Genomic DNA, 24,048 nt, shown 5'->3' with positions numbered 1-24,048 from the left:
ACCGCTTTGGGTGGGGTGGGGGCCCTCCCGCGATCGCCGCGCGTCGCCCCGCTCACCAGGTCTCGACGAACCCCTCCCGCACGTCCTCCGCGCACCCCTCGCAGTCGGGGTGGCCCCCCTCGAAACACGACGGCCGCCCCTCCTCGTCGACCGCAACGGTCCGGCGCTCGGCGTGCCGGCGACAGACGATCCGGGCGCGCCCCTCGTCGTCGGTCGGGAGGTCGTACCGCGCCGCGCCCGCGGCGTCGCCCTCGGGGTCGTCCTTCGCCTCGGAGTACGCCCGCTTGGCCTCCTCGAACTGCTTGCCCGCCTTGCGGAGCTGCTGGCGGATGACGCGTTCGAGTCGGTCGTCCATGGAGGTCGTACCGGCGCGTCCGATATAGGTCCGTTGGCGGTAAGAGGATAATCGGATCGCGAATGGTAGAATTGGCGTGAGATGTTTATAAATCGTCGACTCTGCGGTGAACACTTCCAAAGCCCCAGCCGCGACGACACCGCAACCGCACCTCACGCCTCCCCAGCCTCGTCGGACCGGCGCGATCGCGCCGGTCCGACTCCCTCGCGGGCTCCTCGCGGCCGCCCTTGGCGACCGCTCGGAGGCGCGCCACCTCACGTCTGTTTATAAGCGAGCGTCGTATTCGACTGAGACAGTTTACCGGGTACCGCCGTGACCGCCCACAGCACCTTTCCTGCGGAAACCCATTTCGGCTCGTGTGGGCACTTCGCGTGGTACAGTTCCACTTGAAACGGCGCCCGCGCGTGGCTGACGAGCGTCAGACACCGCCGGGATCGGTTTTGCCGACACCGACGACCCGATCCAAGAAAACCGCGGTACGGCCGTTAGAACCCTCGATACGTTCACTTTCACCCCGGTCACGCACGTTTTAATACCGTGAGGAACCAACCGTCGTACGCCTCCCATTGAAACACGACCGGAGGCGGAGACACCCCATGAGCGAACTGCGACAGGAAGCGGAAGCGATAGCGGAACAGTTCTCGGACCACCTCGACGTGGACGCCGACGAGATCGAGGAGCGACTGGAGAACCTCGTCAACGAGTACCGCGTCCCCCTCGACGAGGCGCGCCGAAGCGTGACTAACAGCTACCTCGAAGACGCCGGGATGGAGCGCGACGAGCTCGGCCGCGGCGGCAGCGAGTCCGTGCTCGTCAACGAGATCGACGAGGACGAGCAGTGGGTCGACTTACGCGTGGAACTGGTCGACCTCTGGGAGCCCCGCAGCGACTCGATCTCGCAGGTCGGGCTCCTCGGCGACGAGTCGGGCACGATCAAGTTCGTCGCCTTCGAGACCTCCGACCTCCCCGAACTGGAGGAGGGACAGGCGTACGAGCTCTCCAACGTCGTCACCGACGAGTACGAGGGGAGCTACTCGGTGAAGCTCAACCGCACGACGGGTATCACCGAGATCGACGAGGAGATCGAGGTCGGCGACAACGCCGACACCGTCGAGGGAGCCCTCGTGGACATCCAGTCCGGCTCCGGGCTTATCAAGCGCTGCCCCGAGGACGACTGCACGCGCGTCCTCCAGAACGGGCGGTGCTCCGAGCACGGACAGGTCGAGGGCGAGTTCGACCTGCGGATCAAGGGCGTCCTCGACGACGGCGAGACCGTCACCGAGGTCATCTTCGACCGCGAGGCCACCGAGGAGCTCACCGGGATGGGCTTAGAGGAGGCCAAGGACATGGCGATGGACGCGCTCGACACCACCGTCGTCGCCGAGGAGATGGGCGACGACGTGCTCGGGCGGTACTACCGCGTCACCGGCCCCACCTTCGGCCGGTACGTCCTGGTCGACGAGATGGAGGACCCCGGCGCCGTCGACGTTGAAAACGCGCTGATCGAAGCGAGGTCGATTTAAATGAGTCAATCCGCACCCACCCGAGAGGTCGCCCGGCGCGCGTTCGCGAGCGAGTTCAACGACGCCGGCTACACGTTCACCGAGTCCGACGACGAGCGCGCCCCCGTCTACGCGCTGCTGCCGACTGGCGAGTCCTCGAACCGCGTGTTCTTCGTCGGCACCCTCACGGAGAAGGAGGACGTCGGCGAGGACGCCGAGTACTGGCGCGGCCGCATCGTCGACCCGACGGGCACGTTCTTCGTGTACGCCGGCCAGTACCAGCCCGAGGCCGCCTCGAAGCTCCGCGATCTGGAGCCGCCCGCCTACGTCGCAGTCGTGGGGAAGCCCCGGACGTACGAGACCGACGACGGCACCGTCCGGGTCTCGGTCCGCCCCGAGTCGATCACCGAGGTCGACGCCGACACCCGCGACCGCTGGGTCGCCGAGACGGCCAAGCGAACGATCGAACGCGTCGCCGCGTTCGACGACGAGGGCAACGAGTACGCGCGGATGGCCCGCGAGGAGTACGATATCGACCCCGAGACGTACAAGGCCGCCGCGCTGTCGGCCCTCGAAGACCTCGACGAGGGCGACGGCGACGAGCTCGCGGGCGACGACGTCGCCTCCGACGAGTCCGTGTCCGGCGACGCCGCGAGCGACGAGACCGCCTCCGACGGGACGGATTCGGCCGGCACGCCGGAGCCCTGACGCGGTCGACGCGCCCCGGTTCAGGCTCGGCTTGATCCCGGGACAAATTTTCAATCTTGCGACTGTCTGACAAACGCTTAAGTATATTGCGCGACGATCGGCAGATAATGGGCAACAAGAACAAGACGATCTCGTTCCGCGTCAACGAGGACGCGTTCGAGACGCTCCGCGACATCGCCGAGGAGCGGGACATCTCGCTGTCGGCGGTCTTCCGGGACTACGTGGATACGCTCGTTGCCCACGACGGACAGGTCCGAGTCGTCCCGGAGGCGGAGCTCGACAGCATGGGAGAGAGCGTGGAGTCGTTCCCACCGAAGATCGAGGTGCCGAAGAGCTTCGTGCGCGAGCACGAGCGGTTGGAGCTCGAGGCGGACCACCTCCGCGAGCAGCTGGAGGAACACAAACGCTACGTCAACTACCTCCGCGAGCAGCTGGAAGACGGCGACGAAGAGGTGATCCAGCTCGAAGACCTCGACGGCGAGCCCGACGAGCCCTCCTTCCGACTCGGGTAGTCGCCGGCGGCTCACCGCGGTTTCTCCCGGCGCTTTCCTCTTCATCGAGCCGCGGCTCCGATCGGCGGAGAAACCCTCCTGATCGTTCGGTACTGTTCGAGGAACCGCCGATCCCGGTGAAAATATTGCCGGACGTGCCCCGAGTTGTTCAGAAACGTCCGATTCTCCCCGAATCTGATGGACAGTTCCTCAGCCCTCCTATCGATTTCTGACTATAATAAACTATTTACGAAAACCATAATACCCGGGCGACGAACCGTTCGTGTATGAAGAGGTGGGTTCGACCGTGAGCGTGTTCGACAGGGCGTACGACGATCCGGTCCGCGTGCTCGACGAGGACGGCGAGGTCGTCGGCGACGTGCCCGACCTCGAGGACGAGGCGCTCGTCGAGATGTACCGGCACATGCGGCTGGCGCGGCACTTCGACGAGCGCGCCGTGAGCCTCCAGCGGCAGGGGCGGATGGGGACGTATCCGCCCCTGTCGGGACAGGAGGGCGCGCAGATCGGCTCCGCGCACGCGCTCGCCGAGGACGACTGGATGGTCCCGTCGTACCGCGAGCACGGCGCCGCTCTGGTCCGCGGGCTCCCGCTGAAACAGACCCTGCTCTACTGGATGGGCCACGAGGCGGGCAACGCGACGCCCGAGGACGTGAACGTCTTCCCGGTGGCGGTCCCCATCGCCTCGCAGGTCCCGCACGCCACCGGGGCGGCGTGGGCCTCCAAGCTCCGCGGCGAGAACGACGCGTTCCTCTGTTACTTCGGGGACGGCGCGACCAGCGAGGGCGACTTCCACGAGGGGGTCAACTTCGCCGGCGTGTTCGACACGCCGACCGTCTTCTTCTGTAACAACAACCAGTGGGCCATCTCCGTGCCCCGCGAGCGGCAGACGCGGAGCGCGACGCTGGCCCAGAAGGCGGAGGCGTACGGGATCGACGGGGTGCAGGTCGACGGGATGGACCCGCTGGCTGTGTACAGCGTCACGAAGGCGGCGGTCGAGAAGGCGCGAGACCCCGAGACGGACCGGCCGCGCCCGACGCTGATCGAGGCGGTCCAGTACCGGTTCGGCGCGCACACGACCGCCGACGACCCCACCGTCTACCGCGACGAGGACGAGGTCGAACGCTGGAAACGGAAGGACCCGATCCCGCGCTTGGAAGCGTACCTCCGGTCCGAGGGCGTGCTCGACGACGAGCGCGTCGCCGAGATCGAGAGCCTCGTCGAGACGCGGGCGGCCGAGGCCATCGAGGCGGCCGAGTCGGAGGCGCGTCCGAAGCCGGAAGAGATGTTCGAACACGCGTACGCGGAGCTCCCGCCGGAGCTGGAGCGACAGTACGAGGAGTTCGCGGCGTTCCGCGAGGCGCACGGCGACGAGGCCTTCCTGGAGGAGTAAATGAGCGAGACACAGAACCTCACCGTGGTACAGGCGGTCCGAGACGGATTGTACACCGAGATGCGCGAGGACGACGACGTCCTCGTGTTGGGCCAGGACGTGGGGAAGAACGGCGGCGTCTTCCGCGCGACCGAGGGCCTGTTCGACGAGTTCGGCGGCGACCGCGTCGTCGACACCCCGCTCGCGGAGTCGGGCATCGTCGGCGCCGCGGTCGGCATGGCCGCGATGGGGCTCAGACCCGTCCCCGAGATCCAGTTCTCCGGGTTCATGTACCCCGGCTTCGATCAGATCGTCTCCCACATGGCCCGGTTCCGCACCCGAAGCCGGGGACGGTTCACGCTCCCATTGACCTTACGCGCCCCCTACGGCGGCGGCATCCGCGCGCCAGAGCACCACTCCGAGTCGAAGGAGGCGTTCTACGTCCACGAGGCCGGGCTGAAGGTCGTTATCCCCTCCACCCCGTACGACGCGAAGGGGCTGTTGGCGGCGTCGATCCGCGATCCCGACCCCGTGATCTTCCTCGAACCGAAGCTCATCTACCGGGCGTTCCGCGACGAGGTGCCCGAGGAGCCGTACGCGGTTCCCATCGGCGAGGCGGTCACCCGTCGGGAGGGCGGCGACGTGGCGGTGTTCACCTACGGCGCCATGACGCGCCCGACGCTGGAGGCCGCCGAGCGCCTCGCCGAGGAGGGGATCGACTGCGAGGTCGTCGACCTCCGCACCGTTTCCCCGCTCGACCGCGAGGCGATCGTCGAGGCGTTCGAGGCCACCGGGCGCGCCGTCGTCGTCCACGAGGCCCCGAAGACGGGGGGTCTCGCGGCCGAGATCACGGCGATCATCCAGGAGGAGGCGCTCCTGTATCAGGAGGCGCCCGTGAAGCGCGTCACCGGGTTCGACGTGCCCTACCCGCTGTACGCGCTGGAAGACTACTACCTCCCGACCGCGACCCGCATCGAGGAGGGTATCAGGGAGGCGGTGGAGTTCTGATCATGCCGGTCAAAGAGTTCAAACTGCCGGACGTCGGCGAGGGCGTCGCGGAGGGCGAGCTGGTCTCGTGGCTCGTCGCCCCGGGCGACCGCGTCGAGGAGGACCAGCCGGTCGCGGAGGTCGAGACCGACAAGGCGCTCGTCGAGGTCCCCTCGCGGTACGACGGGACCGTCGAGGAGCTGTTCGTCGAGGAGGGGGACATCGTCCCCGTCGGCGACGTGATCATCTCGTTCCGCGTCGGCGAGGGGGACGAGGGCGGCGAGGCGACCGCGGAAAGCGACGCCGATACGACGGAGACGGAAGGCGACGCGACGGAGCCGGTGGTCGACACCGGTACCGGGGCCGATGCGGACCCCGATACCGACGCGAGGGAGCCGGCAACACCGTCCGGCCGGACCTTCGCGCCGCCCTCCGCTCGCCGGCTGGCCCGCGAGTTGGGCGTCGACATCGCGGCGGTCGACGGGAGCGGTCCCGGCGGTCGGATCGGCGAGGCCGACGTGCGGGCGCACGCGGAGGGCGGTGCTGGGGACGCCGACGCCACCGATTCCGGCTCCGACGAGGCGCCGGCGCCGACGCCGACCGACGTGGGGTCCGGCGGCCGCACGTCGGCCGTGAAAAAGCGCGGCGGCGACGGGACCGCCGAAGGCTCGGCGACGACCGCGGTCGCGTCGGACGCCCCCGAGCCCGCCGGCCGCGAGACGACGCTCGCGACGCCCGCGACCCGGAAGGTCGCTCGCGAACTCGGCGTCGACGTCGACGACGTGCCGACCGACGAGACCCGAGACGGCGAGGCGTTCGTCACGGGCGAGGACGTTCGGGCGTACGCGGAGGCGCTGGAGTCGGGGGAATCGCCCGAGGCGGAAGCGTCGGAAGCGACTGTCGAGGGATCTGCGCCCGAACCGGAGCCCGTCGACGCCTCGCCGACCCCGCCCGATTCGACCGACGAGACTGTCCCCTACCGCGGCGTGCGGCGCACCATCGGGAAGCAGATGGAGCGCTCGAAGTTCACCGCCCCGCACGTCACTCACCACGATACCGCCGAGGTCGACGCCCTCGTGGAGGCGCGCGAGGAGCTGAAACCGCGGGCGGAGGAGGAGGGCGTGACGCTCACCTACATGCCGTTCGTGATGAAGGCGATCGTCGCGGGGCTGAAGGAGTATCCGTCCCTCAACAGCGAACTCCGCGAGGACGACGAGGAGATCGTGTTGAAGGGCGACTACAACCTCGGGATCGCCGTCGCGACCGACGCCGGGCTGATGGTGCCGGTCGTCGAGGACGTCGACGAGAAGGGGCTCTTCGAACTGGCCGAAGAGGTCAGCGATCTCGCTTCGCGCGCCCGCGAACGAAAGCTCAAGCCGGCGGAGATGAAGGGCGGCACGTTCTCGATCACCAACTTCGGCGCCATCGGCGGGGAGTACGCCACGCCGATCATCAACTACCCCGAGACCGCGATCCTCGGGCTGGGCGCCGTCGAGGAGCGCCCGGTCGTTCGCGACGGCGAGGTCGTCGCGGCGCCGACCCTGCCGCTGTCGCTGTCGATCGACCACCGCGTGATCGACGGCGCGGTCGCGGCCGAGTTCGCGAACAGCGTGATGGAACACCTTGAACACCCGCTGTTACTATTGACCCAATAATGGTCGTCGGAGACATCGCAACCGGAACGGAGGTACTGGTGATCGGCGCGGGACCGGGCGGCTACGTCGCTGCCATCCGCGCCGCGCAGAAGGGACTCGACACGACGCTCGTCGAGAAGGACGCCTACGGGGGCGCCTGTCTCAATCGCGGCTGCATCCCCTCGAAGGCGCTGATCACGGGGTCGGGGCTCGCCCACGAGGCCGGCAACGCCGAGTCGATGGGTATCCACGCGGACCCCGCCGTCGACATGGGGAAGATGGTCGAGTGGAAGGACGGGGTCGTCGATCGGCTCACGAGCGGCGTCGAGAAGCTCTGTAAGGCCAACGGCGTCAACCTGATCGAGGGGACCGCCTCGTTCGTCGACGAGCACACCGCCCGCGTCGCCCACGGCGGCGAGGGGCAGGGCTCCGAGTCGATCGAGTTCGAGCACGCGATCGTCGCGACCGGCTCGCGCCCGATCCAGATCCCCGGTTTCGACTTCGCCGAGGACCACGTCTGGAGCTCCGCCGAGGCGCTCGACGCCGATACGGTCCCGGACCGGCTCGGGATCGTCGGCGGCGGCTACATCGGGATGGAGCTGGCGACCACGTACGCGAAACTCGGCGCCGACGTGACGGTCGTCGAGATGCTCGACGACATCCTCGACCCTTACGAGGACGACGTGAAGCGGATCATCCGCAAGCGCGCCGAGGAGCTGGGCGTCGAGTTCCACTTCGGCGAGGGCGCGAGCGAGTGGTCCGAGGCTCCCGACGGCGGCTACCTCCTCCACACGGAGACCGAGGATGGCGAGGAGTCGACGTACGGCGCCGACAGGATCCTCGTCGCGGTCGGCCGCCAGCCGGTCACGGACGGGCTCGATCTGGACGAGGCCGGGATCGAGACGGACGACCGCGGGTTCATCGAGACGGACGATCGGACGCGGAGCGCGGTCGAGCACGTTCACGCCGTCGGTGACGTGGCCGGCGACCCGATGCTCGCGCACGCGGCCTCGAAGGAGGGGATCGTCGCCGCCGAGGTGATCGCGGGCGAGCCGGCCGCGCTCGACCAGCAGGCGATTCCCGCGGCCGTCTTCACCGACCCCGAGATCGGGACGGTGGGGCTGACCGAGGAGGAGGCCGAAGCGGACGGCTTCGACCCCGTCGTCGGCGAGATGCCGTTCAACGCCTCCGGCCGCGCGCTGACGACCGGCCACACCGAGGGGTTCGTCCGGCTCGTCGCCGACGACGAGACCGGCTATGTGCTCGGCGCACAGATCGTCGGCCCGGAGGCCTCGGAGTTGATCGCCGAGGTCGGGCTCGCGATCGAGATGGGCGCGACGCTGGAGGACGTGGCGGCGACGGTCCACACCCACCCGACGCTCGCGGAGGCGGTGATGGAGGCCGCGGAGAACGCCCGCGGACAGGCGATTCACACGCTGAATCGGTAGAGGGCGACGGGATCTCGGAGCGGGCCCGGTGCCCGCGTTCTCCCTTTTAAGCCGACGCGTCGTAGCCCGCCTCGTTCACCGCGCTCACCAAGGCGTCCGTATCGGCGTCGCCCTCGACGGTCGCGGACTCGCTCTCGCGGTCCGCGGTCGCGCTCTCGACGCCCTCGACGCCTTCGAGCGCGTCCGTGACGCTCTGTTCGCAGTGTCCGCACGACATTCCCTCGACCGTGATCGTCCGGCTCATGACGGGTGACAGTACGGTGGGAGAGGGTTTGTCGTTTTCTGCTTCGCGATCGGGGTTCGAACGCCGGTCCGACTTTGGAATCCGAACCGGATCGCCCAACCGTCTTATATATCGGAGCCGTACCGGGGCCCATGCGCGACCTCGACGAGACGGACTTGGAGATCCTGTCGCTGCTGGCCGAGGACGCCCGGCGCCCCTTCAGCGAGATCGGCGAGCGGGTGGGGCTGTCGGGGCCGGCGGTCTCCGACCGCGTCACGCGGCTGGAGGAGGCCGGCGTCATCAAGGGATTCACGGTCGATGTCGACCGTACGAAACTGCGCGCTGGGGTCCCGGTGTTGATCGACGTGGGGCTGCCGCCGAGCCGCCCCGAGGCGCTCGACGCGGCGCGAGATCGGGTGCGGGACGCCGACGCGGTCGAGCACGTCTTCGTCACGGCCGAGGGCGACCTCTGCGTGTACGCACGCGTCGAGGGCCGGAACGCGCGGGAGTGGGTGACCGGGTTGTTCGAGGGGGTCGCCGTCGAGGACTACGCGATCACGCTGGTCGACGAGTTCGAGTGGACGCCCTCGATCGAGGGAGTGGAGTTCGCGCTGACGTGTGCGGAGTGCTCGAACACGGTTGACAGCGAGGGCGAGACGGCGCGGATCGACGGCGAGGTGTACCACTTCTGCTGTCCGTCCTGCCTGTCGCGGTTCCGCGAGCGGTACCAGCGATTGGAGGAAGGCGTGTGAATCGGCGGACCGGTCGTTTATAAGTCGATTCTGTCGGTAACTGCCTCCAACCACTCTGCCGTTCGTTTATAAATCAGTGAGTAGCGATTGTCGGTGAACTTCCCCGATGGCTCAGTCGCTCGCGTTGCTCGCTCCTCGTGGTGCTTGCGTCGCCTGCGTCGTCCTCACCGGATGCCCCTTTGCGTCCCACCCCGGACCGCACAGCACCGCACCTCACGCCTCCCCAGCCTCGCGGTTCGCGCTCTGCGAGCGCTCACCGCGTCCCTCGCGCGCGCTGGCTCGCGGCCGCCAAAGGTCGGCCGCTCACAGGCACGCGCCACCGTCTTTTTAAGTAGGTGTCCTCGCCCGTCCAGTGTTCTTGTCTCTCAGATCGTCCGCCTGCGACGACCACTTTGGAATCGAAGGTTTTGACCTGCACGGAGGTACACTCTCGAAGCAGAAAACCGCCTAAGGGGGGAACACGTAGTAATAGACATGCCAACGAGAACAGCCCACCTGAACGTCACGGGGATGTCCTGCGCCAACTGTTCGGCGTCGATCGAGGACGCCCTCGACGACCTCGACGGCGTGGCGTCGGCGAACGCCAACTACGCCACCGACGAGGGATCCGTCGAGTACGATCCCGACGAGGTGTCGCTCGGCGAGATATTCGACGCGATCGAGTCCGCCGGCTACGGCGCCGTGAGCGAGACCGTCACGGTCGCGATCACGGACATGTCCTGTGCGAACTGCGCGGAGGCCAACGCCGACGCCCTCGAATCGACGCCGGGAGTGATCGAGGCCGACGTGAACTACGCGACCGACGAGGCGCAGGTCAGATACAACCCCGCCGACGCCTCGCTCGGCGACCTCTACGACGCGATCGAGTCGGCGGGCTACTCGCCGGTCCGGGAGGGAAACGGCGGGGACGGCGAGGGTGGGACGGCGCCGGCACGGGCGACGCCGGACAGGACGCCCGCGACGCCGCTCGCGAAGAGGAGATCCGCAAGCAGCTCCGACTGACCCTCTTCGGTGCGGTCCTCTCGGTGCCCCTGCTGGCGTTCATGGCCGATCACCTGCTGTTCGCCGGCGAGATCTTCCCGGACCGCGTCCTCGGCGTGCGTCTCGGCTGGGTCCAGTTCCTGCTCGCGACGCCCGTGCAGATCGTCTTGGGGCGCCCGTTCTACAGGAACTCCTACAAGGCGCTCGTGACGAACGGGCGCGCCAACATGGACGTGCTGATCGCGCTCGGCTCCACGACCGCGTACGTCTACTCTGTCGCGGCGCTCTCGGGCGCGATCGCCGGGAGCCTCTACTTCGACACGGCCGCGTTTATCCTCGTGTTCATCACGCTGGGCAACTACCTCGAGGCCCGCTCGAAGGGACAGGCCGGCGAGGCGCTCCGGAAGCTGTTGGAGATGGAGGCCGACACGGCCACGCTCGTCGACAGAGCGGCGTCGGAGACGCCGCATGCAGACGGCGAAGCCGTCGACGAAGACGGGACCGAGCGGGAGGTCTCCCTCGACGAGGTCGCCGTCGGCGACCGGATGAAGGTCCGCCCGGGCGAGAAGATCCCGACGGACGGGATCGTCGTCGACGGCCAGAGCGCGGTCGACGAGTCGATGGTGACCGGCGAGTCGGTTCCCGTCGAGAAGGAGGCCGGTGACGAGGTCGTCGGGTCCACGGTGAACGAGAACGGCGTGCTCGTGGTCGAGGCGACGAAGGTCGGCGCCGACACCGCGCTCAAGCAGATCGTCCGCACCGTGAAGGAGGCGCAGTCGCGCCAGCCCGACATCCAGAACCTCGCCGACCGGATCTCGGCGTACTTCGTCCCCGCGGTCATCGTCAACGCCCTGCTGTGGGGGACCGTCTGGTTCCTCTTCCCGGAGGCGCTCGCCGGGTTCGTCGACGCCCTGCCGCTGTGGGGCCTCGTCGCGGGCGGTCCGAGCGCAGCGGGCGGTGCAGTCTCTGTCTCGGAGTTCGCGATCGTCGTCTTCGCCTCCTCCGTGCTCATCGCCTGTCCCTGCGCGCTCGGGCTGGCGACGCCCGCCGCGACGATGGTCGGCACGACGATCGGCGCCAGACACGGCGTCCTGTTCAAGGGCGGAGACGTGCTCGAACGCGCCAAGGACGTCGACACCGTCGTCTTCGACAAGACCGGCACCCTCACCGAAGGCGAGATGGAACTGACCGACGTGGTCGCCTTCGACCGCGACGGCAATCCGGTCTCGGACGGCGACCCCGCGCCGGACGGCGGCACGGCGTCGCGGGCGGGATCCGACGGCGACCTCGCCGCCCCCGACGCCGACCGCGACGCGGAAGCCGAGGTGCTCCGGCTCGCCGCGATCGCCGAACACGGGAGCGAACACCCGCTCGCCCGCGCGATCGTCGACGGCGCCGAGGCCCGCGGGATCGAGGTCGGGTCGCCGGAGGAGTTCGAGAACGTGCCCGGCCACGGGGTCCGCGCGACGGTCGATGGTAGCGAGGTGCTGGTCGGTAATCGGAAACTGCTGCGCGACAACGGGATCGACCCCTCGCCTGCCACGGAGGAGATGGAGCGCCTCGAAAGCGAGGGGAAGACGGCGATGCTCGTCGCCCGCGTGCCAGCCGGCACGAACGAGGGCCGGCTCGCCGGGATCGTCGCCGACGCGGACACCGTGAAGCCGAGCGCGGCGGACGCCGTCGCCGCCCTCCGCGACCGCGGCGTCGACGTGATGATGATCACGGGCGACAACGAGCGCACCGCCCGCGCGGTCGCCGAGCAGGTCGGGATCGACCCGGAGAACGTCCGCGCCGAGGTCCTCCCCGAGGACAAGTCGGCGGCCGTCGAGGAGATTCAGGCCGACGGGCGCCACGCGATGATGGTCGGTGACGGCGTCAACGACGCGCCCGCGCTCGCGGTCGCGTACGTCGGGACCGCCATCGGGAGCGGTACGGACGTGGCCATCGAGGCCGCGGACGTGACCCTGATGCGCGACGACCCGCTCGACGTGGCGAAGGCGATCCGGATCTCGGACGCGACGCTCCAGAAGATCAAACAGAACCTCGTGTGGGCGCTCGGCTACAACACGCTGATGATCCCGCTCGCCTCGCTCGGCCTGCTCCAGCCCGCGCTGGCCGCCGGGGCGATGGCGCTGTCCAGCGTGAGCGTGCTCACCAACAGCCTGCTCTTCCGCCGGTACGAGCCCGACCGCGACTACCGACTGCTCGGTCGGCTGCGGTGAGCGAGGCCGACCGCTCCGATCACGGCTCGCCTCTCGTTAGGCGGTACGCCCGATCGGCGTACCGGAATCGGACCGTCTCGTCGTCGTCGACGACCCGGTCGGCCGTTCGCCTGTCCGTCCGAAGGACCACCCGCTCGGTATCTTCGCCCACGAACGCGAGCAGATTTCGGTAGCCTCGGTTCCGCCACCGCATCACCTGCTCGGCGATGAGCGCGCGGTCGGCCGTCTGCGCTCGCTCTAGCGCGAGGACGGATCGATCTCCGTCGTCGCCGTCCGACGCCGCCCGCCACCCGTCTGTCGTGACGGTTACCGTGGTCCCGTCCGACTCGCTCGTCGCGTCGTCCGCCGGCACGACGGAGACCGGCGGCGCGTCGAACTCGACGAGGGCGGCGCTCTCCGATGTCGCGTGCCCGTATCCCGCGACGGCGGCGTAGTGGCCTCCACCGAGGTAGGGATAGCGCTCCGCACTCTCGTCGTCCGCTTCGTCGTCCATCTCACCGGTCGCCGCCGCCATCGTCCACGTCTCGCTCTCGCCTGCCGAGAGGTTGAAGCAGATGCCGTCGTGAGCTAACGGTCCGATGTGGAACCATCGGTCGCCCCGCAGTTTGTAGAGGTCCCAATGGCCGCAGCTGGTCGGCTCCTCCGACCGATTGTGATACGTGAAGTCGATCTGAGCAGGCAGTTCCGTCCTTTCGGCGCTCGGACGGACGAATCCCTGAGCCGTTTCGTCGGACTCGTGGTACCAAGTGACCTCGTTCTCGCCTGGAAGGTCTGGCACCGACATCCCGGCAAACTCCGAGTCGGTTGTCGGTCCCGGTGTGTTTCCCGGGTCGGCCGACTCGTTTCCCGTCGTCGGTTCGTCTGCCGATTCGTTCGATCCTTCTTCCGGCGTGTTGCAGCCGGCGAACGCCCCGAGAGCGGCCGAGAGGCCAACGAGGAGGGGGCGTCGATGCATACTCGCCCTGTCCGCCAGCGCGTGAAGGGTCTTGTGGGGAGTCTCTCGATGGGGCACAGCTAGCCCACGAATGCACATTTAATATAGCGATATATAATTTAAACACTCGAGAGAGCCCCAATCCCCCGATCGACGGCTACGACCGCCTCGCCCGTCGGTTCCGGTCCCGTGAGCGACGATCGACCGGCTTTTTCCCCGCCGTGCCGTCGGATCGCCTATGGCCGACGAGTTCGACCCCGAGAAGTTCGAGGACAAGTACGCGAACTACTTCAACGAGCTCCAGCGGGCGTACAAGAACGCGTTCAACCAGATGAACGACCGGTACGACTCGGAGCTGATCCACGGGATCGACCAGACGGTGCTCAACGAGTCCGAGCCGTTCTACGATGACGGCGAGTTCCGCGTCGAGCTCCCCGAGAACCCCCGCGAGCGCATCCAAGGGGCCGTCTCCGTCGACGACGAGACGTTCGAGGAGACGCTCGACGAGTACGTCGACCGGATCGAGACGGAACTGTACCGAACGCTTGGAGTTGATCGGCCGGAGTGATACCGCCGCGTTCCGCCCGTCTCACCGTCAGATACGACGGTTCTCACGGCTCGCGTCCCGCCGAACCAAAGGCATAAGCCGTCCGGACGCCAACTCGCGGGCATGAGCACGGATACGACTGACGCGGACAACGACCTCCGCGAGCGGATCACGAACTTCCTGCGGCGCAACTTCCCGCAGATCCAGATGCACGGCGGGAGCGCCGCCATCAGCCACCTCGACCGCGAGAACGGCGAGGTCACGATCCAGCTCGGCGGCGCCTGCTCCGGCTGCGGTATCTCCCCGATGACGATCCAGGCGATCAAGTCCCGGATGGTCAAGGAGATCCCCGAGATCGAGACGGTTCACGCCGACACGGGCGCCGGCGCAGGTGCGGACGGCGACCTCGGCGGCACCAGCAGCGGCGGCATGTCTCCCTCCTTCCCCGGTGAAACCACCGACGACGGCGGCGACGACGAAGGCCCTCAGGCCCCGTTCTGAGCGGTTTATCCGAGTTTCCCGATCTCGCGGCTCCGTTCTTCCGTTTTTCACGTTCGATAGCTATTCGCTCGAGATCACGCGAATTGGGGCGTTTATAGCTGATTCCGTGTCGACGTGGCTGACCCGTGCTGCGTATAGTTAAACCAAATACCGCTATATTAAGTTCTTCTCACGGCGCGACTGAAGGCTTTTTGCCCCCGGCGGTCGTGGACGATTCCTATGCACCATCGGGAAGTCGAGCCGACGGCGGAGTACGTCGCGCGGTTCGAGACGGGAGCCGACTGGCGCGAGGAGATCGAGGACCTCGCCCGCGCGGAGGACGTCGAGGCGGGCTGGTTCACGGCGCTCGGGGCCGTACAGGACGCGGAGGTGTGGTTCTACGACCAGGACGAGACCGAGTATCGCTCGGTGACGTTCGACGAGCCGCTGGAGGTCGCGGCCTGCGTCGGCAACGTCTCGCTGCTCGACGGCGACGTGTTCGCGCACACGCACGTCGTGCTGTCGCGACCGAGCGGGCAGGCGCTCGCGGGCCACCTCGACTCCGCGACCGTCTGGGCCGGCGAGTGCCACCTGCGGGCGTTCGCGGAGCCGCTGGAGCGCTCCCACGACGAGGCAACCGACCTCGACTTATGGCTCTGAGGCGGGGCGCGCGGCGATGAGGCCGGACGACGAGCGCTACTTCGCCCGGATCGAAGACCGGCTCGACGAGGCGTGGGACGTGGCCGAGGCCGCCAAGGAGCAGGGCCACGACCCGAAACCGGAGATCGAGATCCCGATCGCCCGCGACATGGCCGACCGCGTCGAGAACATCCTCGGCATCGACGGCGTCGCGGAGCGCGTTCGGGAGCTGGAAGGGGAGATGTCCCGCGAGGAGGCGGCCTTGGAGCTCGTCACCGACTTCGTCGAGGGGACCGTCGGCGACTACGACTCCCGCGCCGGGAAAGTCGAGGGCGCGGTCCGGACCGCGGTCGCGCTGCTCACCGAGGGGGTCGTCGCCGCGCCGATCGAGGGGATCGACCGCGTGGAGCTGTTGGAGAACGACGACGGCACCGAGTTCGTCAACGTCTACTACGCCGGTCCGATCCGGTCTGCGGGCGGGACCGCGCAGGCGCTGTCCGTGCTCGTCGCCGACTACGCCCGGTCGCTCTTGGGCATCGACGAGTACAAACCCCGCGACGTGGAGGTCGAGCGGTACGCCGAGGAGATCGCCCTCTACGACAAGGAGACGGGGCTTCAGTACACGCCGAAGGACAAGGAGTCGAAGTTCATCGCCCAGCACATGCCCGTCATGCTCGACGGGGAGGCGACGGGCGACGAGGAGGTCTCCGGGTTCCGCGACCTGGAACGCGTCGACACCAACTCCGCGCGCGGCGGGATGTGTCTCGTCGCCGCCGAGGGGATCGCGCTGAAGGCCCCGAAGATCCAGCGGTACACCCGCGACCTCGACGAGGTCGACTGGCCGTGGCTCCAGGACCTGATCGACGGGACGATCGGGAAGGACGGGGGCGGCGCGAGCGACGAGGACGCCGAGGGCGCCGACGGAGAGGGAGACGACGGCGACGGCGGTGACTCGGAAGCGAACGGTGACGGCGAGGGCGACGAAAGCGACGGGAGCGGTGCGGCTGACGACGACTCGGGAGCCGCCGAGCTCGACGGCCCGCTCCGCGCGAAGTCCTCCCAGAAGTTCCTTCGCGACCTGATCGCGGGCCGTCCCGTCTTCACTCACCCGAGCGAGGCGGGCGGGTTCCGGCTCCGATACGGTCGCGCGCGCAATCACGGGTTCGCGACCGGCGGGGTTCACCCGGCGACGATGCACCTCGTCGACGACTTCCTCGCGGCGGGCACCCAGATCAAGACGGAGCGCCCGGGGAAGGCCCACGGGGTCGTCCCCGTCGACTCCATCGAGGGGCCGACGGTCCGGCTCGCGAACGGCGAGGTCCGGCGGATCGACGACCCCGAGGAGGCGAAGGAGATCCGGAACGGCGTCGAGAAGGTGCTCGATCTGGGCGAGTACCTCGTCAACTACGGCGAGTTCGTCGAGAACAACCACCCGCTCGCACCCGCGTCGTACGTCTACGAGTGGTGGGTCCAGGAGTTCGAGGCCGCCGGCGCCGACGTGCAGGCCATGGAGGACGACCCGCACGTCGACCTCGAACGCCCCGAGGTCGACGAGGCGCTCGCGTGGGCGCGCGAGTACGACTGCCCGCTCCACCCGGAGTACACCTACCTCTGGCACGACGTGTCGGTCGACGCGTTCGAGGCGCTCGCCGACGCCGTCGTCGCCGGGGACGTGGTCGAGGGCGTCCTCGCGATCGAGCGCACGGAGACGACGCAGACCGCGCTGGAGTCGCTGCTGGTCGAACACGCCGCGACGCCCGACGCGCTCCGGATCCCCACGTGGCGCCCGCTGGCGCGGTCGCTCGGGGTCGACGACGGGCTCCGGAAGGGGTGGAGCGCGGACGACCTCTCCGCGGCGGCCCGCGGGTGGGACGACGGCGAGAACGCGGTGAAGGCGGTCAACGAGGTCGCTCCCTTCGAAGTCCGGGAGCGCGCGCCGACCCGGATCGGCAACCGGATGGGCCGCCCGGAGAAGTCGGAGAGCCGCGACCTCTCGCCGGCGGTCCACACGCTGTTCCCGATCAACGAGGCCGGCGGCCCCCAGCGCGACGTGGCGGAGGCCGCGAGCGTCATGGACGACTCGGGTCATCGAGGCCGGCTGGAGGTAGAGGTCTCCGACCGCGTCTGTCCCGAGTGCGGCGAGCACACCTACCGGGCACAGTGCCCGGACTGCGAGGTCCACACCGACCTCCACTACGAGTGCGGCGACTGCGGCACCGTCTGCGAGCCCGACGAGGCCGGCCGCGTCGAGTGCCCGCGCTGCGAGTGGGAGGTGACCGCGGCGACCTACCGGGAAGTCGACCTCAACGACGCGTACCGCTCCGCGCTGGAGACCGTCGGCGAGCGCGAGGCCTCCTTCGAGATCCTCAAAGGGGTCCAGGGGCTCACCTCGCGGAACAAGACCCCCGAGCCGATCGAGAAGGGGATCCTCCGCGCGAAGAACGGCGTCACGTCGTTCAAGGACGGGACGGTCCGGTACGACATGACAGACCTCCCCGTCACGTCGGTCCGGCCGGAGGAACTCGACGTCACCGCGGACCACCTCCGGGAGATCGGCTACGAGACCGACATCGACGGCGAGCCGCTGCGCCACGACGACCAGCTCGTGGAGCTCCGGGTGCAGGACATCGTCCTCTCCGACGGCGCCGCGGAGCACATGCTGAAGACCGCGGACTTCGTCGACGACCTCTTGGAGCAGTACTACGGGCTCGACCGCTTCTACGAGGTGAACGAACGCGACGACCTCGTCGGCGAGCTCGTCTTCGGGATGGCGCCGCACACGAGCGCCGCGACTGTCGGGAGGGTGGTCGGGTTCACGTCGGCCGCCGTGGGATACGCTCATCCGTACTTTCACGCCGCGAAACGGCGGAACTGCTTCCACCCGGAGACGGAGATCGAGTACCGAGACGACGCGGGTTGGCACCGCGAGACCATCGAAGAATTCGTCCAGGATCGGTTGGACGATCCCGCGACTGATGACTTCGGAACGCTCGTCGACGAACTTGACGCGGACGTTTATGTCCGCTCGATTGACGAACACGGTGAACCCACCGTACAGCCCGTAACAGCCGTCTCGAAACACCGAAGCCAGGATCACCTCGTCGAGGTCCGAACGGCCGGTGGTAGATCGATCCGCGTGACTCCTGATCACACAATGCTCCGAGTCGATTCCGATGGGCTCCGGGATGTCAGGGCAAGCGAACTGTCTGCTGGAGACGATATCCCGTGTCCCGCCAGTGCCGATCCGTCATCTGTTACGGGCGAGACGACTGCTCTCGCTGACGGTGGGGTCGTGACTGACGAGATCAGTACCGTCGAACCCGTCGCTAGCGATGTTGACCACACGTACTGTGTGACTGTCGCCGAGACCCATACACTTGTTACGAATAATTTGTATTCTAAGCAATGTGATGGCGACGAGGATTGCGTGATGCTGTTAATGGACGGACTTCTCAACTTCTCGAAAACGTTTCTCCCCGACCAGCGCGGCGGTCGCATGGACGCGCCGCTCGTGATGTCCTCGCGGATCGATCCCTCCGAGATCGACGACGAGGCGCACAACGTCGACATCGCGCGGGAGTACCCGCGCGAGTTCTACGACGCGACGCTGGAGATGGCCGATCCGGAGTCGGTCGAGGACCTGATCCGGATCGGCGAGGACACGCTCGGGACCGACGAGGAGTACCACGGGTTCGGTCACACCCACGACACGACGGACATCGCGATGGGACCCGATCTGTCGGCGTACAAGACGCTCGGCGACATGATGGAGAAGATGGACGCCCAACTGGAACTCGCCCGGAAACTCCGTGCGGTCGACGAGACCGACGTGGCCGAGCGCGTGATTGAGTACCACTTCCTGCCGGACATCATTGGGAACCTCCGGGCGTTCTCCCGACAGGAGACGCGGTGTCTCGACTGTGGCGAGAAGTACCGCCGGATGCCGCTGTCGGGCGACTGTCGCGAGTGCGGCGGCCGGGTGAACCTCACCGTCCACGAGGGGTCGGTGAGCAAGTACGTCGACACGGCGATCGAGGTCGCCGACCGGTTCGGCTGTCGGCCCTACACGAAACAGCGGCTGAAGGTGTTAGACCAGTCGCTGGAGTCGATCTTCGAAGACGACACGAACAAGCAGTCCGGCATCGCGGACTTTATGTAGATGATCGGGCTTGCTAGGCGCTTTCTGCGGGTTTCTGAGTAGTAATTGGTGTCGTCGGTCGTTTATACGTGATCGATCTTGTTCTGACGGTGACGACCTCCAAAGCCCCAGCCGCTCGTTTATAAGTGGCGAAGGACGGATCGACGGCGGTGACGACCTCCAAAGCCCCAGCCGCGAGGACGGCGCACCCTCGCTGCGCTCCTCACTCAGTCGCTACCGCTCCTTCGCTGCGGTGCTTACGTCGCCTGCGCCGTCCTCGCGGCTGCCCCTTTGAGTCCCACCCGTCCGCCCCGTAACCGCAGCCTCACACCTCCCCAGCCTCGCGGCTCGCTCGGGGCTCCCTTCGGTCGCCCGGTCGCTCGCCGCGTCCCTCGCGCAGCGCTCCTCGTGGCCTGTCGGCCACTCGGAGGCGCGCGCCGCCGCTGCTGCCGTCCTATTTCGGCTCAGAAGGAGATCGTCGCTGTCGACTCTCAGTCGTCGCGCGCGTCCTCGACCACCCGCACGAACTCGCGGGCGGTCTCGGTGATCGCCTCGTAGTCGCCGCGCTCGGCGGCGTCGTAGTCGACGAGGGCCCCGCCCGCGCCGACCGCGAACGCGCCCGCGTCGATGTAGTCCGCTGCGTTGTCGGGGCCGACGCCGCCGGTCGGCATCATCGGGATCTGGCCGAGCGGCCCCTTCATGGCGCCGAGGTGGGCCGGGCCGACGGTCTTCGCGGGGAACACCTTCACGAAGTCGGCGCCGGCCTCGTAGCCGCGGATCGCCTCGGTCGGGGTCATCACGCCGGGCGCGCTGACGGCGCCGTAGCGGTTGCACGTCTCGATCACGTCCTCGTGGAGGCTCGGCGAGACGACGAACTCCGCGCCGGCCATCAGGGTGGTCCGGGCGGTCTCGCTGTCGAGGACGGTTCCGGTGCCCACGACGACCTCGTCGTCGAAGGAGCCGGCGACCTCGCCGAGCTTCTCCGCGACGTCGGGCGTGTCCGCGGTGATCTCGACGGCGGTGACGCCGCCCTCGCGTAGCGCCTCCGTGATCCCGATCAGCTGGTCGGCCTCGACCCCGCGCAGCACCGCGACGACGCCGCTGTCGACGATCCGTGAGAGCGTCTCGTTCATACGCTCCCGTTTCCGAGCGATCACTTAAATAGGCGCGGATGCGCACGGAGGATCGGTTCCCGGCCGGGCTCCCCCGATCGTGCGACCGATCGGCACGAAAACGGCGGCGATCGCGGGCCGATCCGGTCGAAACGGCCGAGACGAAACACTACCCTTTTGACCCTCCTATCGGTAACAAGCGGTATAATGGGCCGACGCAAGAAGATCGTTCAAGAGTGTGAGCGGCTGATGGACAACCCGGAGCACATCCGGAACATCGCCATCGCCGCCCACGTCGACCACGGGAAGACGACGCTCTCCGACAACCTGCTGGCCGGCGCCGGCATGATCTCCGAGGACACCGCGGGCGAGCAGCTCGCGATGGACACGAAGGAGGACGAGCAGGAGCGCGGCATCACCATCGACGCGGCGAACGTCTCGATGACCCACGAGTACGAGGACACCAACCACCTCATCAACCTCATCGACACTCCGGGCCACGTGGACTTCGGGGGCGACGTCACCCGCGCGATGCGCGCGGTCGACGGCGCGCTGGTGGTCGTCGACGCCGTCGAGGGCGCGATGCCCCAGACGGAGACGGTGCTCCGGCAGGCGCTCCGCGAGGGCGTGAAGCCTGCGCTGTTCATCAACAAGGTCGACCGCCTCATCTCCGAGCTTCAGGAGGGCCCCGAGGAGATGCAAGAGCGGCTGATGTCCGTCATCGCCGACGTCAACGAGCTCATCCGCGGGATGGCCGAGAACATGGACGACATCCCCGAGGACTGGACCGTCTCCGTCGAGGACGGCACGGTCGGGTTCGGCTCCGCCCTGTACAAGTGGGGCGTCTCGATGCCGTCGATGCAGCGGACCGGCATGGACTTCGGCGACATCATGGACCTCGAACGGAACGACAAGCGCGAGGAGCTCCACGAGCGGACGCCCCTGTCGGACGTCGTGCTCGACATGGTCTGTGAGCACTTCCCGAACCCGGTCGACGCCCAGCCCCGTCGTGTCCCGCGCATCTGGCGCGGCGACGCGGAGAGCGAGCTGGCCGACACGATGCGGATGGTCAACGAGGACGGCGAGGTCGTCTTCATGGTCACCGACATCTCCATGGACCCGCACGCGGGCGAGATCGCGACTGGCCGCGTCTTCTCCGGGACGCTGGAGAAGGGCCAGGAGCTGTACGTCTCCGGGACAGCCGGCAAAAACCGGATCCAGAGCGTCGGGCTCTTCATGGGGTCCGAACGCGAGGAGGTGGACCGCGTCCCGGCCGGGAACATCGCGTCCGTCACCGGACTGCGCGACGCCATCGCCGGCTCCACCGTCTCCTCCGTGGAGATGACGCCGTTCGAGTCGATCGAGCACATCTCCGAGCCGGTCATCACGAAGTCCGTCGAGGCCCAGAACATGGACGACCTGCCGAAGCTCATCGAGACGCTCCAGCAGGTCGCCAAGGAGGACCCGACGATCCAGATCGAGATCAACGAGGACACGGGCGAGCACCTCATCAGCGGGCAGGGCGAGCTCCACCTCGAAGTGATCACCCAGCGGATCCGCGACAACCAGGGCATCCCGGTCATCACCGGCGAGCCGATCGTGGTCTTCCGCGAGCAGCCCCAGGAGGCGTCCCGCGAGGTCGAGGGGCAGTCGCCGAACCGCCACAACAAGTTCTACCTCACCGTCGAGCCGATGGACCAGGACATCGTCGACGCCATCCAGCTCGGCGAGGTCTCGATGGACATGCCCGAACTGGAGCGCCGCGAGGCGCTCCAGGAGGCCGGCATGGACAAGGACACCTCTCAGAACGTCGAGGACATCCACCGGACCAACATCCTCATCGACGACACGAAGGGGATCCAGCACCTCAACGAGACGATGGAACTCGTCCTCGAAGGGCTGCAGGAGGCGCTCGACGACGGGCCGCTCGCCGCCGAGCCGGTCCAGGGGTCGCTGTTCCGGCTGCACGACGCGAAGCTCCACGAGGACACCATCCACCGCGGTCCCGCGCAGGTCATCCCCGCGGTCCGCGACGCGGTCCACCGCTCGCTTATCGACGGCGAGGTCCGCCTGCTGGAGCCGATCCAGGACGTCCGGATCGACGTGCCCTCGGAGCACATGGGCGCGGCGTCCGGCGAGATCCAGGGCCGCCGCGGCCGCGTCGACGACATGTACCAGGAGGGCGACCTCATGGTCGTCGAGGGCATCGCGCCCGTCGAGGAGATGATCGGGTTCTCCTCCGACATCCGCTCGGCCACCGAGGGCCGCGCCTCGTGGAACACCGAGAACGCGGGCTTCCGCGTGCTCGTCGACAACCTCCAGCGCGAGAAGATCATGGAGATCCGCGAGCGCAAGGGCATGAAGCTGGAACTGCCGCAGTCGATCGACTACTTCTGAGTCGGTCGCTGCGGTCGCGTCTGCGGTCGTAGCTCCGGTCGCGTCTGCGCCGGATTCCCTTCGATCTCCGTTTTCCGTTTCTCGTACCGTCGGCCCCCACTCGACGCATTGCCGGTCGCATTCGTTCCGTGCCGCGAGTTCACACGATCGAAAGCGAGGCAACGCCTGCCATCGCCGAAGGGTTATACCGGCTCCCACGATTCGCTTCGGATATGCAGACGGGCACGACTCCCGCTCGGCGTATCGCGACGGAGCCAGCAAGCGGTCGCTCCGCGCCGCCGACAGAGCCGTGCCGGACCGCGACTACAGTGCCGACCGCGACTCTGCCACCGATCACCGCCGGCGCCGGTCCGGTGGACCTCGCGGAGGTGGCGGCGTGAGCGACCACCGCGACGGCGTTCCCGAGGAGGCGGCAGACGGCGAGGACGCGACCCCGGACGGCGGCCACGCCTCGGCGACGCCGTCGACGCACACGGTGCGGCTCGAACTCGTCGACGAGCCCGGACAGCTGCTCGCGGCCCTCCACCCGATCGCCGACAACGGAGGGAACCTCCTCTCGATCTACCACGAGCGCGGGAACAAGACCCCGCGCGGCCGGATCCCGGTTGAGGTCGACTTCGAAGCGACGCAGGAACACTTCGAGGGGATCGTCGAGTCCCTCCGGACCGAGGGCGTGAACGTGATGCAGGCGGGGACGGAGCGATACGCCGAGGAGGTGACGCTGCTCCTCTTCGGCCATCTCATCGACACCGACCTGTCGGACACGCTCTCGCGGATCGAGGCCTGCGAGTCGGCCTCGGTCGCCGACGTGTCGCTGGCGGCGCCGCAGGGGACCGAGCAGTCGTCGAGCGCTCGGCTTCGCCTGGAGGCCCGCGCCGGCGAAACGGAGGCGGCGCTCACGGCGGTCCGCGAGTTAGCGGACCAGAAGGAGCTACGGCTGGTCGAGCCGCTCACGGGGGTGGAGGCGTGAGAATCGCCGTCGTCGGCGCGGGCGCGGTCGGGCGCTCGGTCGTCGACCTCGCGAGCGAGTACGGCCACGAGGTCGTGGCGGTCGCGGACTCGTCGAGCGCGGTCGTCGCGGACGGGTCGGACGGCCGGGACGTCGGCG

The 24,048-nt window shown here is 68.1% G+C and carries 20 protein-coding genes and 1 pseudogene; 17 read left to right on the top strand and 4 right to left on the bottom strand.

Annotated elements, in window-relative coordinates:
* Positions 1-52: 52 nt before the first annotated feature.
* A complete protein-coding gene (locus tag FGL94_RS14980; protein ID WP_144927081.1) occupies positions 53-355 on the bottom strand; it encodes a DUF7091 family protein in 303 nt (100 codons plus the stop codon).
* A 596-nt stretch (positions 356-951) separates the two neighbouring features.
* Between FGL94_RS14980 and FGL94_RS14975 the strand changes: the two genes are divergently transcribed.
* The 7 genes from FGL94_RS14975 to lpdA all read left to right on the top strand — a co-directional run bounded on the left by FGL94_RS14975 (position 952) and on the right by lpdA (position 8,515).
* Positions 952-1,878: a replication factor A gene (locus FGL94_RS14975; protein WP_144927078.1), complete on the top strand. Its 927-nt coding sequence runs from the start codon at positions 952-954 to the stop codon at positions 1,876-1,878.
* Positions 1,879-2,565 carry an RPA family protein gene (locus FGL94_RS14970; RefSeq protein WP_144927075.1) on the top strand — a complete coding sequence of 229 codons (687 nt, stop codon included), beginning with the start codon at positions 1,879-1,881 and terminating at the stop codon, positions 2,563-2,565. It abuts the gene before it with no gap.
* 107 nt (positions 2,566-2,672) lie between these two features.
* Complete coding sequence (locus FGL94_RS14965) at positions 2,673-3,077, top strand: CopG family transcriptional regulator (protein WP_144927072.1); 405 nt, start codon at positions 2,673-2,675, stop codon at positions 3,075-3,077.
* 286 nt (positions 3,078-3,363) lie between these two features.
* The gene (pdhA, locus tag FGL94_RS14960) at positions 3,364-4,467 is read left to right on the top strand and encodes a pyruvate dehydrogenase (acetyl-transferring) E1 component subunit alpha (protein ID WP_144927069.1); all 1,104 of its coding nucleotides are present in this window, start codon (positions 3,364-3,366) and stop codon (positions 4,465-4,467) included.
* Positions 4,468-5,454 carry an alpha-ketoacid dehydrogenase subunit beta gene (locus FGL94_RS14955; protein WP_144927066.1) on the top strand — a complete coding sequence of 329 codons (987 nt, stop codon included), beginning with the start codon at positions 4,468-4,470 and terminating at the stop codon, positions 5,452-5,454.
* A gap of 2 nt (positions 5,455-5,456) precedes the next feature.
* The gene (locus tag FGL94_RS14950; protein WP_144927063.1) at positions 5,457-7,088 is read left to right on the top strand and encodes a dihydrolipoamide acetyltransferase family protein; all 1,632 of its coding nucleotides are present in this window, start codon (positions 5,457-5,459) and stop codon (positions 7,086-7,088) included.
* The gene (gene lpdA / locus FGL94_RS14945; RefSeq protein WP_144927061.1) at positions 7,088-8,515 is read left to right on the top strand and encodes a dihydrolipoyl dehydrogenase; all 1,428 of its coding nucleotides are present in this window, start codon (positions 7,088-7,090) and stop codon (positions 8,513-8,515) included. Before FGL94_RS14950 ends, lpdA begins: the two co-directional genes overlap by 1 nt.
* A gap of 46 nt (positions 8,516-8,561) precedes the next feature.
* Here the strand turns inward: lpdA and FGL94_RS14940 are convergent, their stop codons facing one another.
* Positions 8,562-8,759 (bottom strand): heavy-metal-associated domain-containing protein, encoded by a 198-nt coding sequence (locus FGL94_RS14940; RefSeq protein WP_144927059.1) that lies wholly within the window; start codon positions 8,757-8,759, stop codon positions 8,562-8,564.
* A 131-nt stretch (positions 8,760-8,890) separates the two neighbouring features.
* On the opposite strand from FGL94_RS14940, the gene FGL94_RS14935 reads away from it, so the two are divergent.
* The 3 genes from FGL94_RS14935 to FGL94_RS14930 all read left to right on the top strand — a co-directional run bounded on the left by FGL94_RS14935 (position 8,891) and on the right by FGL94_RS14930 (position 12,693).
* Positions 8,891-9,490: an AsnC family transcriptional regulator gene (locus tag FGL94_RS14935; RefSeq protein WP_144927056.1), complete on the top strand. Its 600-nt coding sequence runs from the start codon at positions 8,891-8,893 to the stop codon at positions 9,488-9,490.
* A 474-nt stretch (positions 9,491-9,964) separates the two neighbouring features.
* On the top strand, positions 9,965-10,492 hold the full coding sequence (locus FGL94_RS18995; protein WP_394348602.1) for a heavy-metal-associated domain-containing protein: 528 nt from the start codon (positions 9,965-9,967) through the stop codon (positions 10,490-10,492).
* A gap of 23 nt (positions 10,493-10,515) precedes the next feature.
* Entirely contained in the window at positions 10,516-12,693 is a 2,178-nt protein-coding gene (locus FGL94_RS14930) for a copper-translocating P-type ATPase (protein WP_394348601.1), read from the top strand.
* A gap of 19 nt (positions 12,694-12,712) precedes the next feature.
* Here the strand turns inward: FGL94_RS14930 and FGL94_RS14925 are convergent, their stop codons facing one another.
* On the bottom strand, positions 12,713-13,648 hold the full coding sequence (locus tag FGL94_RS14925; RefSeq protein WP_144927053.1) for a hypothetical protein: 936 nt from the start codon (positions 13,646-13,648) through the stop codon (positions 12,713-12,715).
* Between the two features lie 217 nt (positions 13,649-13,865).
* On the opposite strand from FGL94_RS14925, the gene FGL94_RS14920 reads away from it, so the two are divergent.
* From FGL94_RS14920 to FGL94_RS14905, 4 genes are all read left to right on the top strand, one after another.
* Positions 13,866-14,195, top strand: a complete 330-nt coding sequence (locus tag FGL94_RS14920) for a DUF5783 family protein (RefSeq protein ID WP_144927050.1) — start codon at positions 13,866-13,868, stop codon at positions 14,193-14,195.
* Positions 14,196-14,297: 102 nt separating this feature from the next.
* On the top strand, positions 14,298-14,675 hold the full coding sequence (locus tag FGL94_RS14915; protein ID WP_144927047.1) for a NifU family protein: 378 nt from the start codon (positions 14,298-14,300) through the stop codon (positions 14,673-14,675).
* 219 nt (positions 14,676-14,894) lie between these two features.
* Complete coding sequence (locus FGL94_RS14910; RefSeq protein WP_144927044.1) at positions 14,895-15,314, top strand: PPC domain-containing DNA-binding protein; 420 nt, start codon at positions 14,895-14,897, stop codon at positions 15,312-15,314.
* Between the two features lie 16 nt (positions 15,315-15,330).
* On the top strand, positions 15,331-19,452 hold the full coding sequence (locus FGL94_RS14905; RefSeq protein ID WP_144927041.1) for a DNA-directed DNA polymerase II large subunit: 4,122 nt from the start codon (positions 15,331-15,333) through the stop codon (positions 19,450-19,452).
* 470 nt (positions 19,453-19,922) lie between these two features.
* Here the strand turns inward: FGL94_RS14905 and FGL94_RS14900 are convergent, their stop codons facing one another.
* The gene (locus FGL94_RS14900; protein ID WP_144927038.1) at positions 19,923-20,564 is read right to left on the bottom strand and encodes a bifunctional 4-hydroxy-2-oxoglutarate aldolase/2-dehydro-3-deoxy-phosphogluconate aldolase; all 642 of its coding nucleotides are present in this window, start codon (positions 20,562-20,564) and stop codon (positions 19,923-19,925) included.
* Positions 20,565-20,750: 186 nt separating this feature from the next.
* On the opposite strand from FGL94_RS14900, the gene FGL94_RS14895 reads away from it, so the two are divergent.
* From FGL94_RS14895 to FGL94_RS14885, 3 genes and pseudogenes are all read left to right on the top strand, one after another.
* A complete protein-coding gene (locus FGL94_RS14895) occupies positions 20,751-22,940 on the top strand; it encodes an elongation factor EF-2 (RefSeq protein WP_144927035.1) in 2,190 nt (729 codons plus the stop codon).
* Between the two features lie 376 nt (positions 22,941-23,316).
* Entirely contained in the window at positions 23,317-23,910 is a 594-nt protein-coding gene (locus tag FGL94_RS14890) for an amino acid-binding protein (protein WP_144927032.1), read from the top strand.
* Positions 23,907-24,048, top strand: a pseudogene (locus tag FGL94_RS14885) (homoserine dehydrogenase); the annotation flags it as partial. The gene FGL94_RS14890 and the pseudogene FGL94_RS14885, both read left to right, overlap by 4 nt.

Origin of the sequence: Halorubrum salsamenti (assembly GCF_007671685.1) — an archaeon.
In the GTDB taxonomy this organism is placed as follows: domain Archaea; phylum Halobacteriota; class Halobacteria; order Halobacteriales; family Haloferacaceae; genus Halorubrum; species Halorubrum salsamenti.
This window is presented reverse-complemented; position numbering and strand designations above follow the sequence as displayed.

Excerpts from the sequence above, each read along its gene's own strand:
- FGL94_RS14900 (WP_144927038.1), bottom strand. The coding sequence starts at position 20,564 with ATGAACGAGACGCTCTCACGGATCGTCGACAGCGGCGTCGTCGCGGTG.
- FGL94_RS14965 (WP_144927072.1), top strand. The coding sequence starts at position 2,673 with ATGGGCAACAAGAACAAGACGATCTCGTTCCGCGTCAACGAGGACGCG.
- FGL94_RS14925 (WP_144927053.1), bottom strand. The coding sequence starts at position 13,648 with ATGCATCGACGCCCCCTCCTCGTTGGCCTCTCGGCCGCTCTCGGGGCG.
- FGL94_RS14955 (WP_144927066.1), top strand. The coding sequence starts at position 4,468 with ATGAGCGAGACACAGAACCTCACCGTGGTACAGGCGGTCCGAGACGGA.
- FGL94_RS14920 (WP_144927050.1), top strand. The coding sequence starts at position 13,866 with ATGGCCGACGAGTTCGACCCCGAGAAGTTCGAGGACAAGTACGCGAAC.
- FGL94_RS14915 (WP_144927047.1), top strand. The coding sequence starts at position 14,298 with ATGAGCACGGATACGACTGACGCGGACAACGACCTCCGCGAGCGGATC.
- FGL94_RS14940 (WP_144927059.1), bottom strand. The coding sequence starts at position 8,759 with ATGAGCCGGACGATCACGGTCGAGGGAATGTCGTGCGGACACTGCGAA.
- FGL94_RS14905 (WP_144927041.1), top strand. The coding sequence starts at position 15,331 with ATGAGGCCGGACGACGAGCGCTACTTCGCCCGGATCGAAGACCGGCTC.
- FGL94_RS14970 (WP_144927075.1), top strand. The coding sequence starts at position 1,879 with ATGAGTCAATCCGCACCCACCCGAGAGGTCGCCCGGCGCGCGTTCGCG.
- FGL94_RS14980 (WP_144927081.1), bottom strand. The coding sequence starts at position 355 with ATGGACGACCGACTCGAACGCGTCATCCGCCAGCAGCTCCGCAAGGCG.
- lpdA (WP_144927061.1), top strand. The coding sequence starts at position 7,088 with ATGGTCGTCGGAGACATCGCAACCGGAACGGAGGTACTGGTGATCGGC.
- FGL94_RS14950 (WP_144927063.1), top strand. The coding sequence starts at position 5,457 with ATGCCGGTCAAAGAGTTCAAACTGCCGGACGTCGGCGAGGGCGTCGCG.
- FGL94_RS14975 (WP_144927078.1), top strand. The coding sequence starts at position 952 with ATGAGCGAACTGCGACAGGAAGCGGAAGCGATAGCGGAACAGTTCTCG.
- FGL94_RS14910 (WP_144927044.1), top strand. The coding sequence starts at position 14,895 with ATGCACCATCGGGAAGTCGAGCCGACGGCGGAGTACGTCGCGCGGTTC.
- FGL94_RS14895 (WP_144927035.1), top strand. The coding sequence starts at position 20,751 with ATGGGCCGACGCAAGAAGATCGTTCAAGAGTGTGAGCGGCTGATGGAC.
- FGL94_RS14935 (WP_144927056.1), top strand. The coding sequence starts at position 8,891 with ATGCGCGACCTCGACGAGACGGACTTGGAGATCCTGTCGCTGCTGGCC.
- FGL94_RS18995 (WP_394348602.1), top strand. The coding sequence starts at position 9,965 with ATGCCAACGAGAACAGCCCACCTGAACGTCACGGGGATGTCCTGCGCC.